The following is a 12,892-nucleotide window of genomic DNA, read 5'->3' on the forward strand; positions in this document are numbered from 1 at the left end:
TCAAATCGCACACGCGAAGACGCTGCCGCGCGCGTGCGCAGCCGGATACCGGAACGGCTTTTCAATGCTGAAGCGGCGGAAGCCGCAGAGGGCATGAGGTCCGAGCACGGAGACCGGAGCTTTCCCGATGAAGATGGACATGCCGCCAGCCCGTTTCAAGGGCTGGAGGGAACACCCGCGAAGAACCACACGGGGTGAGGGACGAACGGCCTTAAAATCAAAGAGCAGGGTGTCCCCCGCGCGGACGGCGCGGGGGAAGCGTTTGGAAATGTCGCCGTCAGGCACTGGCGCCCGCGTCACCGACGCGGTCCGCATAGATGTAGAGCGGCCGGGCGTTCTGCTCGACGACCTCGCGGGAGATCACCACTTCCTCCACACCCTCGAGCCCAGGCAGGTCGAACATGGTGTCGAGCAGGATGCCTTCCATGATGGAGCGCAGGCCGCGGGCGCCGGTCTTGCGCTCGATGGCCTTGCGGGCGATGGCGCCCAGCGCCTCCTCGTGGATGGTGAGATCCACATTCTCCATCTCGAACAGCCGCTGATACTGCTTCACCAGCGCGTTCTTCGGCTCGGACAGGATCTTCTTCAGCGCTTCCTCGTCCAGGTCCCCCAGCGTCGCCAGAACCGGCAGACGGCCGATGAACTCGGGGATGAGGCCATACTTCAGCAGATCCTCGGGCTCCACCTCGCGGAACACCTCACCGGGGCGACGATCCTCGGGCGGGGCCACCTTGGCGGCGAAGCCGATGGAGGTCGAACCCTTGGAGCGCGACGAGATGATCTTGTCGAGCCCGGCAAAGGCGCCGCCGCAGATGAACAGGATGTTGGTGGTATCCACCTGCAGGAACTCCTGCTGGGGATGCTTCCGGCCGCCCTGGGGGGGGACCGAGGCCACCGTACCTTCCATGATCTTCAGCAGGGCCTGCTGCACGCCCTCACCCGACACGTCGCGGGTGATGGACGGATTGTCGGATTTGCGACTGATCTTGTCGATCTCGTCGATGTAGACGATGCCGCGCTGCGCCCGCTCCACATTGTAGTCGGCCGCCTGCAGCAGCTTGAGGATGATGTTTTCCACATCCTCACCCACATAGCCGGCTTCCGTCAGGGTCGTGGCGTCGGCCATGGTGAACGGCACATCGAGGATCCGCGCCAGGGTCTGCGCCAGCAGGGTCTTGCCCGAGCCGGTGGGGCCGATGAGCAGGATGTTCGACTTGGCGAGTTCCACATCCCCATGCTTGGTGGCGTGGTTCAGGCGCTTGTAGTGGTTGTGCACCGCCACCGAGAGGACCTTCTTCGCGTGGTCCTGGCCGATGACATAGTCATCGAGGACCTTGCGGATCTCCTTCGGGGTCGGGATGCCATCCCGCGACTTCACCAGAGAGGACTTGGACTCTTCCCGGATGATGTCCATGCACAGCTCGACGCACTCGTCGCAGATGAACACGGTCGGTCCGGCGATGAGCTTCCTGACCTCATGCTGGCTTTTGCCGCAGAACGAGCAATAAAGCGTGTTCTTGCTGTCGCTGCCGCCGGTCTTGCTCATCTTCGTCTCCTACGATCTTCCGATACGGACACAAAGCGCGCCTGTGTCGTACAGATCACCAGTGGGGGGTTGGGCGAAGCAAGAACCTCGCCAACCCCGATATGGGCATTGGCCATTGATCAGCCAACCACCCTCCGGCGACACGATCAAGGCGGAAGATTGATTTTCCCCGCCACGTCCCAGGACCTGGTTAAAGGCGATCCCGAAACGCGATCCTCACCGTGTCACCGACCGGCCATCGACTGCCCGGTTTCCACAGGCGGGCGACGGCGCCGCCCCGTGGAGACCTGAAACGCAACGGCCCCCGCCTTGTGGCGAGGGCCGACACGCGGCATCCGATGCCGGCTTACTGACATGCAAGCGCGATCCTGCACCGCACGCAAGAGGAACGATGCGTAATCGCAGCCGCGAAGACAGCCTCAGGCCACCTTCGCCGCGTCGTCGCCGGGGCGCTTGTCGATCACCGAATCGATCAGGCCGAACTCCTTGGCGGCTTCCGCCGTCATGAAGTTGTCGCGCTCCAGCGCGTCCTCGATCACCTGGAAATCGCGCCCGGTGTGCTTCACGTAGATTTCATTGAGGCGCTTCTTCAGGCTCAGGATCTCCTGGGCGTGAAGCATGATGTCCGTGACCTGGCCCTGGAAGCCGCCAGACGGCTGATGCACCATGATTCGCGCGTTCGGCAGAGCGAAGCGCATGTCCTTCTCACCCGCCGTCAGCAGCAGCGAGCCCATGGACGCCGCCTGGCCGATGCACAGGGTCGACACCGCCGGCTTGATGAACTGCATGGTGTCGTAGATGGCGAGGCCCGACGTCACCACTCCCCCGGGGGAGTTGATGTACATCGAGATTTCCTTCTTGGGATTGTCCGCCTCCAGGAACAACAGCTGCGCCACCGCCAGGGTGGACATGCCATCTTCCACCGGGCCGGTGAGGAAGATGATGCGTTCCTTCAAAAGGCGCGAATAAATGTCATAGGAACGTTCGCCACGGTTGGTCTGCTCGACCACCATGGGAATGAGGTAATTCATATAAGTATCAACGGGATCACGCATCTTTTGTCCTCGGGCGCGGTTGGTCCGGAAGGGCACTTCCGGCGCGCAATCATGCTCTGGCGCTAGCGGTGGCGCACCAAGGCGCGCCACCCGGGTTCATGGTGAGGACAAAAGCCGCCTGATCCCTCAGGCCGCCTTGTCCTCATCCTCCGCCTTGTACAGCTCCTCCTTGGTGACCGGCTTTTCGGTCACCTGGGCGAGCTCCAGGAGGAAATCGATGACCTTCTCCTCAAACAGGGGCGCACGCACGGAAGCCAGCGCCTGCGGATTGCGGCGATAGAACTCCCACACCTGCTGCTCCTGGCCGGGAAACTGGCGCGCCCGTTCCACCACGGCGCGGGACACCTCGTCATCGGCAACCTGGATATTGTTCCGCTCGCCGATTTCCGCAAGGACCAGACCAAGGCGCACACGCCGTTCGGCGATCTTGCGATAGTCGGCGCGGGCCTCCTCCTCGGTGGTGCCTTCGTCGGCGAACGAGTGCTTCTGGCTGGCCAGATCCTGCTGGACCTGGTTCCACACACCCTCGAACTCCTGGTCGAGCAGGCCTTCCGGCACGTCGAACTTGTGCATGGTGTCGAGGGCGTCCAGCAGCGCGCGCTTCACCTTCTGGCGGGCGACGCCGGCATGCTCCGCACCGATGCGCTCACGCACCATGCCCTTGAGCTTCTCCAGGTCTTCCATGCCAAGGGTCTTGGCGAACGCGTCATCGATGGAAACCGCGCCGGGGGCCGCCACCGCCTTGCAGGTCACCTCGAATGAGGCGGCCTTGCCGGCCAGTTCGGCCGCGCCGTAATCCTCGGGGAAGGACACGGACAGGGTGCGATTCTCGCCAGCGGAAATGCCCACCAGCTGCTCTTCAAAGCCAGGAATGAAGCCCTTGGAGCCCAGCACCACGTCGATGTCGGTGCCTTCACCGCCTTCAAACTTCTCACCGTCCACATAGCCTGTGAAGTCGATGGTCACGCGGTCGCCGGTCTCGGCGGCACCGGTCTTCGGCTCGAACGGGCGGTTGGAATCGGCGATGCGCTGGATGGTCTCGTCCACCTCGGCGTCGGAGACTTCGAGCACCGGCTTCTCGACGGCAATCTCCTTGAAATTGCCCAGCTCGATCTTGGGCAGGATCTCCAGCGCCAGATCGTAAACGAGGTCCTTGCCGCCATCCAGCAGGCCCTGGCCCTGGGCGTCGTCTTCAGGCAGGGTCACCTTCGGCTGCAGGGCGAGACGGAAGCCGCGCTCCTCGACGATCTTGCCGTTGCTCTCGTTGACGGTCTGCTCGATCACCTCGCTCATGACCGACTTGCCGTACACGCGCTTGAGATGCGCCGCCGGCACCTTGCCCGGGCGGAAGCCGTTCAGCTTCACCTGGCCCTTGAGCTCGTTCAGGCGCGCCTCGGCCTTGGCGTCCAGGTCCGCGGCGGGAACCACCACGCGGAACGCGCGCTTGAGGCCTTCGGCTTGGGTCTCGGTCACCTGCATCGTCTTGCCTTCACATCCTTGCCGCCGCTGACGGGCGGAACCTGAAATCCATGGGCTCCTCGGGTATCGCGCGCGAGGATCTACGACCTTCCGGAGAAGACCGGGCCGACCGGGCCCCAGATCGAGGCCCATCAGCCGACCGCCCTTCGTCACCGCCGCCAAGGCAGCGTGCGCGAACGGGAACGACCCTGGCGCACCGGCATCTGGTGCGGGCGGAGGGTTTCGAACCCCCACGACTTGCGTCACGGGAACCTAAATCCCGCGCGTCTACCAGTTCCGCCACGCCCGCTTGCCGCAACCTGCGCCATTCGGCACCGGCTGACACCTTTGGCGCATTCCACGCCGCGCTGGCCGCCCCGAAAAGGCGGCCACACCCATAGGAGGCTCGACCGGGCGCGCAAGCGCCGGTCGGGCCGCGGCTTATATCATGGTCTACGCGGCGCGCAGCAATAAAATGCGGGCGCCGACGCCGCGCCGGGTCGCGCGCGTGCGGCCGCGTACTGCTTCTGCGGTGGTTGTGCCTTGCCCTTTGCTGCGGCCCGGCCCAAGCTCCCATCGGGCCGCGTGGCACCGCGGCCCAGCGGCGGCCCGAACCGTCGCCGCGCCTGAAGGCCACGGCCCTTTGGAGAACCCCGCGTGACGACGCACACCTTCTCCCGCAGACTGCTGCTGAAGGGCGCGGGCGCCCTCGCCTGCACCAGCTCGCTCGCCCCCCTCGGCACCGCCGCCGCGCAGACCACGGCGGTGCCGCTGAATGCCGCGTCCGCGCAACGGCCCGAGCTGGCGGGCCAGGGGCCCCTCGCCCTCTTCAACGATGCCCTGCCCGGCCCCCTGCTGCGGGTGAGGAAAGGCGATCCCCTGGCGGTGCAGCTGCAGAATGGCCTCGACGCGCCGCTCTCCCTGGTGTGGCATGGCGTACGCACCACCAAGGGCGCCGCGCCGACGGCGGCGGTTTCGCCCGGCGCCCAGCAGCAGCTGACCCTGGTTCCCCGCGATGCCGGCACCTACTGGTACCATGCAGCCGCGCCGGCGCAGGCACATCGCGCCCTGGCGGGCCCGCTGGTGGTGCTGGAACCGGGCGCCCCGGCCTATGATTCGGACCACGTCCTGTTCATCCAGGGCTTTCCGCCGGCCAGCGGTCTGCCACTGTTTCCGGTGAATGGGGCCATCTCGCCCACCTTCGAGGGCCCGGCGGACGGCCGCACGCGGCTGCGCCTCATCAATGCGACACCGCTGTTCCTGCCGCTGCGGGTGGATGCCCCTGCCGCCTATGTGATCGCGGTCGATGGGCAGCCGGCCGAGCCGTTCGCCCCCAAGGACAATCGCCTGCAGCTTGCCCCCGGCGGCCGGATCGATCTCGCGGTGAGCCTCGGCGATGCCAATCCCGCCCGGTTGCTCCTGGACACGGCCGCCGAGCCGGTGCAGCTCGCCATCGTCAGCCCCGTCGGCGCCGGCGGCACACCTGCCGATGGTCCGCCCCCGCCCCTGCCGGCCAACGACCTGCCGAAGACGCTGCCGTTTGCCAATGCCGCGCGGTTCACACTGAAGATCGGCGGGGCAACGGCCGCGCCGATCGGCCCTGTGAAGGCGGGCCAGGTGGTGGTGCTCACCCTGGATAATGCCCTCGACACGCCGGTGGCGGTGCGCATCGATGGGCATCCCGTGCGCCTGCTCGATGCGGTTTACGACGGCTGGAGCCCCTGGTGGCACGACACCGTGCCGGTCGCGGCCAAGAGCACCCGCCGCATCGCCTTCCTGGCGGACACCGCCGGCCAATGGGCCATCGTCGCCCAGCGTGGCGGCGACGGCGCCACGCTGACGACGACCACCTATCAGGTCACGGCCTGAGGCCGCCGGTCTCGGTCAGACCACCCCGTGGGCTTCGTAAAGGCGGGTGTAGACCACGCGCAGAGCCTCGGGCAGATCATCGGCGATCAGCCCCGGCCCCGCGACGCGCGCAGCCTCGCCGTGGATCCACACCGCCGCCGCAGCGGCTTCGAACGCCGGCATGCCCTGGCAGAGCAGGCCGGTGACGAAGCCAGCCAGCACATCGCCCGCGCCTGCGGTCGCGAGATAAGGCGGCGCATTCTCGGCGATGGCGGCGCGCCCATCCGGCGCCGCCACCACCGTATCGGCCCCCTTGAGCACGATGACCGCGCCGAGCTGCGCCGCGGCGGCCCGCGCCCGGGCGAGCTTGCCCGGCAGCGCCAGCAGGGCCTCCCCCTCGAACAGGCGCGCGAACTCGCCGTCGTGCGGCGTCACGATCATCGCCTGCGCCGTCGTCGCCAGGGCCGCCAGGGCCCACGGCGCGCCCGCATAGGAGGTCAGCGCATCCGCATCCAGAACGAGCCGGCGTCCGGGCGCGGCGATCTCCACCTTGCGCCGGGTCTCCGGCCCCACGCCCAGCCCCGGCCCGAGCAGCACCGTGTGAAGCCGGCTGTCGGCGAGCAGGTCGGCGAGCCCCGCGGCATCCTCCATGGGCCGCGACATGATGGCGGCGTAGGATGCCGCCTGCAGGGGCAGCACCTCACGCGGGCAGGCGATGGTGACCAGCCCCGCCCCCGCCCGCAGGGCGCCGCGGGCCGCGAGCCGGGCGGCGCCGGAGGTCCAGGCCGGCCCACTTACCACTACGGCATGCCCGCGGCTGTATTTGTGCCCGCCCGCCTGGGGCACGGGAAAGACCTCGTCCCAGAGCTGCGGGGCATTCACCGCCGTGGGTGGACGAATCTCGTTCAGCACCGCCTCCGGAATGCCGATGTCGGCCACCCGCACCTTGCCGCACAGGCTCCGTCCCGGCTCCAGCAGATGCCCCGGCTTGCGGCGGAAGAAGGTCACTGTGTCCTCGGCCGGCGCGACGGCGCCACGGATCTGGCCGGTGGCGCCATCGAGGCCCGAGGGCAGGTCCACCGCGACGATGGGCCGGCCCGACACCGCCATGCGCTCCACCAGCGCCCGCGCCGTGCCATCCAGATCGCGCGCCAGGCCGGCGCCGAACAGCGCGTCCACCAGAACGTCGGCTGCGGCGAGGTCCGCTCCTTCCGCCGGCTCCACCGGCCCGCTCCATTGGCCAGCGACCACTGCCGCGTCGCCCCGCAGCGCCGTCCGGGGACCCAGCAGCGCCACCCGCACCCGATAGCCCCGCTGACTGAGGATGCGGGCGGCGACGAAGCCATCGCCCCCGTTGTTTCCCGGCCCACACAAGACCAGTATGCGAGCATCCAGCGTGCGCCTGGCCACCACGTCGGCCACCGCCCGCCCGGCGCTCTCCATCAACCGCAGGGACGGCACGCCCATGGCCACCGCCGCGCGATCGGCGCGGCCCATTTCCTGTGGATCAAGAAGCGCGCACACCCCTGCCCCCTCTCGGCAATGCCTAGTTCGTGCACATTGTTGCCGAAGGTCGCACGAATTTTCTGCCTTTTCTGTAGGCATATTGAACGTTTTTAGTGCACATAAGAGCTCAATCTTCGCCCTGGGATGGCATGTCCCCTAGAATGGGCGGGTGGCACACATCCTGCTTAACAGTGGCCGGCTCAACCATGCGGCGGAGGGTTGAGCTAGGGGAGACGGAGCGCATGAAGAAGATCGAGGCGATTATCAAACCCTTCAAGCTCGATGAGGTGAAAGAGGCATTGCAGGACGTGGGCCTGCAGGGCATCACCGTCACCGAAGCCAAGGGGTTTGGGCGGCAGAAGGGCCACACGGAGCTTTATCGCGGTGCCGAGTACGTGGTGGATTTCCTGCCCAAGGTAAAGATCGAGGTCGTGCTCGCCGACGAAATGGTCGATAAGGCGGTCGATGCCATCCGCCGTGCGGCGCAGACCGGACGGATCGGCGACGGCAAGATCTTCGTGTCATCCGTCGAGGAAGCGATCCGCATCCGCACCGGCGAGACCGGCCTCGACGCGATCTGACCGCTCCGAGAAAAATCCAAAGTTTTCCGCAGAAAGGTAGACATTCACATGACGACCAAGACGGCCAAGGACGTCCTCGACCTCATCAAGAGCGAGGATGTGAAGTACGTCGACCTGCGCTTCACCGATCCGCGTGGCAAGTGGCAGCACGTCACCTTCGACATCTGCATGGTGGACGAAGAGTTCCTCACCGAGGGCACGGCGTTCGACGGCTCCTCGATCGCCGGTTGGAAGGCCATCAACGAGTCCGACATGCTGCTCATGCCGGACCCGACCACCTGCTGCATCGACCCCTTCTTCTCCGAGACGACCCTGTCGATCGTCTGCGACGTGCTGGAGCCCACCACCGGCCAGCCCTATGGCCGTGACCCGCGCTCCATCGCCCGCAAGGCCGAGGCCTATGCCCAGTCGACCGGCATCGGCGACACCGTGTTCTTCGGCCCCGAGGCCGAGTTCTTCATCTTCGACGACGTCCGCTTCAAGGCCGATCCCTACAACACCGGCTTTAAGCTCGACTCGGTGGAGCTGCCCACCAACGCCGACACCGAATATGAGGGCGGCAACCTCGGTCACCGCGTGAAGACCAAGGGCGGCTACTTCCCGGTTCCCCCGATCGACAGCGCTCAGGACATGCGTTCCGAGATGCTGGCCTCCATGGCCAAGATGGGCGTGACGGTCGAGAAGCACCACCACGAGGTGGCTTCCGCGCAGCACGAGCTGGGCATGAAGTTCGCCACCCTGGTGAGCATGGCCGACCAGATGCAGGTCTATAAGTACTGCATCCATCAGGTCGCCAACATCTATGGCAAGACTGCCACCTTCATGCCGAAGCCGGTGTTCGGCGACAACGGCTCGGGCATGCACGTCCACCAGTCCATCTGGAAGGAAGGCAAGCCGCTCTTCGCCGGCGACAAGTATGCGGACCTGTCCCAGGAATGCCTGTGGTACATCGGCGGCGTCATCAAGCACGCCAAGTCCATCAACGCCTTCACCAACCCGCTGACCAACTCCTACAAGCGTCTGGTCCCGGGCTATGAAGCTCCGGTGCTGCTGGCCTACTCGGCCCGCAACCGCTCGGCCTCCTGCCGCATCCCCTACACCAACAACCCGAAGGCCAAGCGCGTCGAGGTCCGCTTCCCCGACCCGGGCGCGAACCCCTACCTCGCCTTCGCCGCTCTGTTCATGGCCGGCATGGACGGCATCCTGAACCGGATCGACCCCGGCCAGGCCATGGACAAGGACCTCTACGATCTGCCCCCGGCGGAGCTCAAGGAGATCCCGACCGTGTGCGGCTCGCTGCGTGAGGCCCTCGCCTCGCTCGCCGCCGACCACGAGTACCTGCTGAAGGGCGATGTCTTCCAGAAGGACTTCATCGAATCCTACATCGATCTGAAGATGGCCGAAGTGATGCGTTTTGAAATGACGCCCCACCCGGTCGAATTCGAGATGTACTACTCGGTTTGAGGCCTGCGCCTCTTCGGTGCCCCGTCCGCGGGGCACCGGCTGATGTGCACGTTATCCTGCAGACTTGGGCGTCCCTGGTGGGCGCCCATTTTCTTTTTCGCGCCCCCTTATCTGTTGCCCACGCGCGGCCACGCACTGCGCCCCGCAAGCACCCTGGACCTCCCTCTCAGCACCCGCACAGAGACCCGGTGAAGGGCCGCTCGCATGCCTTTGGAAAACTCCATTGAGGTGCTTGCAGAGGCGAAGCCCCCCCCCTATAAGCGCAATGCGTCAGCGCCCTTCGTCTATCGGTTAGGACGCCACCCTTTCACGGTGGAGAGAGGAGTTCGATTCTCCTAGGGCGCGCCAATTCCGCACCTGATCGCGAACGCCCGAATGGGCAGGTTCGGCGGCCTGTGCGGCACTCTCCAGAACCATCGGTGATCCGGGAGCCCCCATCAGGCGCGGGGCGAATGCGGACGCTTCGATCACCCACACGGATGTGTCGCGCAGGCATGTGGGCCCCCATGCGGCACCATGGCGCCCAGCTTGAATCTGGCTGCGGCAGATCGAGCCACGGGAACCTATCTGGTTCGTCGCCCCATCGGCGCAAAACGCCCTGCCTTCCGCCCTTCCAGATGCAAAACGGCCTGGCGGACGCGCGTCCGCCAGGCCGTTTCTTTTGGCTGCGCGCCAGATCGGCGCCGGGTTCAGGCGGCCGGCGTCTTGCGGGGCGCGAACAGGTTGTGGCCGAGATGCTGGGCCACCGTGGCCACGGCCACCTGACCGCGCACGCTGTTGCCGGCGTCGTCCAGCGGAGGCGAGAAGGCGGCGATGGCCAGCACCCCGGGGACCACGGCCAGAATGCCGCCCCCCACGCCGCTCTTGCCCGGCAGGCCCACCGTGTAGGCCCAGTCACCGGAAGCGGTGTAAAAGCCTTCCATCATCATCTCGGCCAGGATCTCGGGAACCTTCTCCTCGCCGATGACCCGCTGCTTGGTGACGGGATTGACGCCCCCCGCCGCCAGGGTCGCGCCCATGGTGGCAAGGTCCACCGCCGACACCAGCGTCGAGCATTGGCGGGTGTAGACATCCACCGCCCGCATGGGATCGCTGTAGCAGGTGCCCGCACTGTAGAGCAGCCAGGCGATGGCGCGGTTGTGGAAGTTGGTGCTCTGCTCGGAGGTGTTGACCTCCGGGCTCAGGGCGATGCTCCGGCCGGCGAACCGGCTCTGCGCATCGAGAATGGCCGCCCAACAGGCATCGGCGGTCTCGCCCGGCACCAAGCTGGCGGTGGCGATGGCGCCCGCGTTCACCAGCGGGGAAAGCGGCTTGCCATTGTGCAGCTCCAGCGCCACCACCGAATTGAAGGGCAGGCCCGTGGGGTCCGCCCCCACCTTCTCATGCACCGCCGCCGCGCCCAGGGTCTCCATCACCAGCGCCAAGGTGAAGACCTTGGAGATGGATTCGATGGCGAAGCCGTAATCCGCATCACCGAGCTTGTGCACGGCGCCTTCGGCGGTGACGACGGCAACGCCAAGGAGATCGGACGGGACGGAGGCGAGGAAGGGAATGTAGTCGGCATTCTTGCCGCCGCTGGTGGCCTTCGCGGCGGCATAGCCGGCGGCCATGGCCGCTTCGATGTCAGATGATGACATGGGATGGTCCTGTTCTCGGGAGGACGGGCGGATGCAATGCACCCGCCCGGAGCGTCGCAAGCCGGATCGGTCCGGCGCTCACTTGTCGCGCGGCACCAGGATATGGGTCGGCCGCGCGCGGGGGTGCACGAAGAAGTGGCCTTCGGGCGCGTTGTGCGACTTGATGTGAACGAGATCGGCCTGGGGCGTCTTCCCCTTCTTCGTGTGCACGGCATAGACGATGAACGGAATGACCAGGACGATCAGGAAGCTCGCCACCAGCAGCCCCACATAGATCTCGTCGGCATCACCACCCGGCAGGCCGCTCGGCGGCACGAAGGAGATGACGAACGCCATGGCCGAGATGATGAAGCCCACCGCCGCCACCAGCACGCGGAAGCCGGTGCTGCCCGGCAGGCGATAGCCGCGCTTCTTCTCCGGGTGCTTCAGGGTGAGGTTGATGTAGGCGAGGAACAGCAGGAAGTAGGTGATGAGGTAGAGCACGACGGTGAGCGACATGGCGATCAGGAACGACATGTTGCTGCCCGACATGTTGGTGAACACGATGATGGCCAGCGTGGTGATGCACAGCTGGAAGATCACCAGCGGCACCGGCACGCCATTCTTGTTCACCTTGGCCGCCACCGTCGGCAGGATGCCGTGCTGGGCGGTCACATACATGCCGCGCGAGGGGCCCACGATCCAGGCGGCGATTTCCGCCAGAACGCCCAGAACCAGCAGGGCCGCCACCACACGCACCACCCACTCAAAGCCGGGGCCATGGGCGCTGATAAGGGCCTGGAAGGTCTGCACCACGCCGGCCGACAGGTTGATCTGATCCAGCGGCACCACCGAGGCCACCGCCAGACCGCCGATGGAGCTCAGCACGATGGCCGCGATCATCAGCAGGAACATGGCAATGGGATAATCCCGGCCGGGGTTCGCCATCTCGTTCACGTGGGTGGCCGAGGCCTCCACGCCCATGTAGGACAGGATGAAGGCGACGAACACCACCAGCGTCCCGATCTTGGTGAAGTCGGGGAAGAAGGTCGTGGCATCCATCACGATCTCGAGCTTAGCGCCGCTGGCCAGATGCCACACCGCCAGCACCACCAGCAGCAGCGCCGGCACCAGAATGCCGGCGAAGAAGCCGAGCTTGGCGATCTGCGCGGTGTATTTGGTGCCGCCGAACTGCGTGAAGGCGAGCACCCACAGCAGCACGATGGCAGCAATGGTCTTCACCACCGGGTCATTGTTCAGCGCTGGCCAGTTGAGGATGTAGGAGAGCGCGCCCAGAACGAAGTAGAGCATCGGCAGAAAGCCGATGGCGATCTCCAGATAGGTGAAGGAGATGGCCGCAAAGCCCCAGCGCTCACCCAGGGTATTGGACACCCAGGCGAACACACCACCTTCCTCCCAGCCTTCCACGGTGGCCATTTCCGCCGCGCAGAGCGCCACCGGAATGAACCACAAGATGCCCGCCAAAAGCAGGAAAAACACCAGGCTGAAGCCCGATGTCGCGAAGGTGGGATACTCATAGACCGCCATCACCATGGAGGCGGTGATGGCGAAGAAGCCAAGAAGTGTGAGTTGCTTTACCGGTGCGGTTGCGGCGCTGGTCGCCATGCTGAATGCCCCTGTCTTGCCACGGCCCGCGGGCCTATCCCGGACGGAAATGCCCGCCCCCAATCAAAGTGCGCAAGGCATATGGCGCACGGCCGGTGGCGCCTCAGCTCCACCCACCCGCGCGCCAAAGGCGGGCCGAAGCCCGCCCGGCCACCGCGAGCACGCCTGGTGCGTGCCCGCGGCCGGCTCGTG

The 12,892-nt window shown here is 66.2% G+C and carries 10 protein-coding genes and 2 tRNA genes; 4 read left to right on the top strand and 8 right to left on the bottom strand.

Annotation, left to right across the window (positions count from 1 at the left end; all coding sequences use genetic code 11):
* The 5 genes from ACU4E7_RS18855 to ACU4E7_RS18875 all read right to left on the bottom strand — a co-directional run bounded on the left by ACU4E7_RS18855 (position 1) and on the right by ACU4E7_RS18875 (position 4,369).
* Entirely contained in the window at positions 1-141 is a 141-nt protein-coding gene (locus ACU4E7_RS18855; RefSeq protein WP_238122486.1) for a hypothetical protein, read from the bottom strand.
* A 136-nt stretch (positions 142-277) separates the two neighbouring features.
* Positions 278-1,546, bottom strand: a complete 1,269-nt coding sequence (gene clpX, locus ACU4E7_RS18860) for an ATP-dependent Clp protease ATP-binding subunit ClpX (protein WP_238122485.1) — start codon at positions 1,544-1,546, stop codon at positions 278-280.
* A gap of 419 nt (positions 1,547-1,965) precedes the next feature.
* Positions 1,966-2,601 carry an ATP-dependent Clp protease proteolytic subunit gene (locus ACU4E7_RS18865; RefSeq protein WP_238122484.1) on the bottom strand — a complete coding sequence of 212 codons (636 nt, stop codon included), beginning with the start codon at positions 2,599-2,601 and terminating at the stop codon, positions 1,966-1,968.
* Between the two features lie 126 nt (positions 2,602-2,727).
* Positions 2,728-4,080, bottom strand: coding sequence for a trigger factor (gene tig / locus ACU4E7_RS18870; protein WP_447019806.1), 1,353 nt, complete (start codon positions 4,078-4,080; stop codon positions 2,728-2,730).
* Positions 4,081-4,284: 204 nt separating this feature from the next.
* A tRNA-Leu gene (locus ACU4E7_RS18875) sits at positions 4,285-4,369 on the bottom strand.
* Between the two features lie 347 nt (positions 4,370-4,716).
* On the opposite strand from ACU4E7_RS18875, the gene ACU4E7_RS18880 reads away from it, so the two are divergent.
* Positions 4,717-5,928 carry a multicopper oxidase family protein gene (locus ACU4E7_RS18880; protein ID WP_238122482.1) on the top strand — a complete coding sequence of 404 codons (1,212 nt, stop codon included), beginning with the start codon at positions 4,717-4,719 and terminating at the stop codon, positions 5,926-5,928.
* Positions 5,929-5,943: 15 nt separating this feature from the next.
* Here ACU4E7_RS18880 and ACU4E7_RS18885 read toward each other — a convergent pair whose 3' ends face one another.
* The gene (locus tag ACU4E7_RS18885; protein ID WP_447021668.1) at positions 5,944-7,404 is read right to left on the bottom strand and encodes an NAD(P)H-hydrate dehydratase; all 1,461 of its coding nucleotides are present in this window, start codon (positions 7,402-7,404) and stop codon (positions 5,944-5,946) included.
* Positions 7,405-7,655: 251 nt separating this feature from the next.
* Here ACU4E7_RS18885 and ACU4E7_RS18890 point away from each other — a divergent pair, with 251 nt between their 5' ends.
* From ACU4E7_RS18890 to ACU4E7_RS18900, 3 genes are all read left to right on the top strand, one after another.
* Entirely contained in the window at positions 7,656-7,994 is a 339-nt protein-coding gene (locus ACU4E7_RS18890; RefSeq protein ID WP_238122481.1) for a P-II family nitrogen regulator, read from the top strand.
* Positions 7,995-8,042: 48 nt separating this feature from the next.
* Entirely contained in the window at positions 8,043-9,458 is a 1,416-nt protein-coding gene (gene glnA, locus ACU4E7_RS18895) for a type I glutamate--ammonia ligase (protein WP_238122480.1), read from the top strand.
* 273 nt (positions 9,459-9,731) lie between these two features.
* Positions 9,732-9,806 (top strand) — tRNA-Glu (locus ACU4E7_RS18900).
* 341 nt (positions 9,807-10,147) lie between these two features.
* On the opposite strand, the gene glsA is transcribed toward ACU4E7_RS18900, so the two are convergent.
* Both glsA and gadC read right to left on the bottom strand, forming a co-directional pair.
* Positions 10,148-11,095 carry a glutaminase A gene (gene glsA / locus ACU4E7_RS18905; RefSeq protein WP_238122872.1) on the bottom strand — a complete coding sequence of 316 codons (948 nt, stop codon included), beginning with the start codon at positions 11,093-11,095 and terminating at the stop codon, positions 10,148-10,150.
* A 78-nt stretch (positions 11,096-11,173) separates the two neighbouring features.
* Positions 11,174-12,700: a glutamate:gamma-aminobutyrate antiporter gene (gene gadC, locus ACU4E7_RS18910; protein WP_447019807.1), complete on the bottom strand. Its 1,527-nt coding sequence runs from the start codon at positions 12,698-12,700 to the stop codon at positions 11,174-11,176.
* Positions 12,701-12,892: the final 192 nt, after the last annotated feature.

The organism is Xanthobacter sp. ZOL 2024 (genome assembly GCF_052932325.1).

What these genes read in the sequence shown, in the direction of transcription:
- gadC (WP_447019807.1), bottom strand. Translation starts at nt 12,700, where the DNA reads ATGGCGACCAGCGCCGCAACCGCACCGGTAAAGCAACTCACACTTCTT.
- ACU4E7_RS18885 (WP_447021668.1), bottom strand. Translation starts at nt 7,404, where the DNA reads ATGGGCCGCGCCGATCGCGCGGCGGTGGCCATGGGCGTGCCGTCCCTG.
- glsA (WP_238122872.1), bottom strand. Translation starts at nt 11,095, where the DNA reads ATGTCATCATCTGACATCGAAGCGGCCATGGCCGCCGGCTATGCCGCC.
- ACU4E7_RS18890 (WP_238122481.1), top strand. Translation starts at nt 7,656, where the DNA reads ATGAAGAAGATCGAGGCGATTATCAAACCCTTCAAGCTCGATGAGGTG.
- clpX (WP_238122485.1), bottom strand. Translation starts at nt 1,546, where the DNA reads ATGAGCAAGACCGGCGGCAGCGACAGCAAGAACACGCTTTATTGCTCG.
- ACU4E7_RS18865 (WP_238122484.1), bottom strand. Translation starts at nt 2,601, where the DNA reads ATGCGTGATCCCGTTGATACTTATATGAATTACCTCATTCCCATGGTG.
- ACU4E7_RS18855 (WP_238122486.1), bottom strand. Translation starts at nt 141, where the DNA reads ATGTCCATCTTCATCGGGAAAGCTCCGGTCTCCGTGCTCGGACCTCAT.
- tig (WP_447019806.1), bottom strand. Translation starts at nt 4,080, where the DNA reads ATGCAGGTGACCGAGACCCAAGCCGAAGGCCTCAAGCGCGCGTTCCGC.
- glnA (WP_238122480.1), top strand. Translation starts at nt 8,043, where the DNA reads ATGACGACCAAGACGGCCAAGGACGTCCTCGACCTCATCAAGAGCGAG.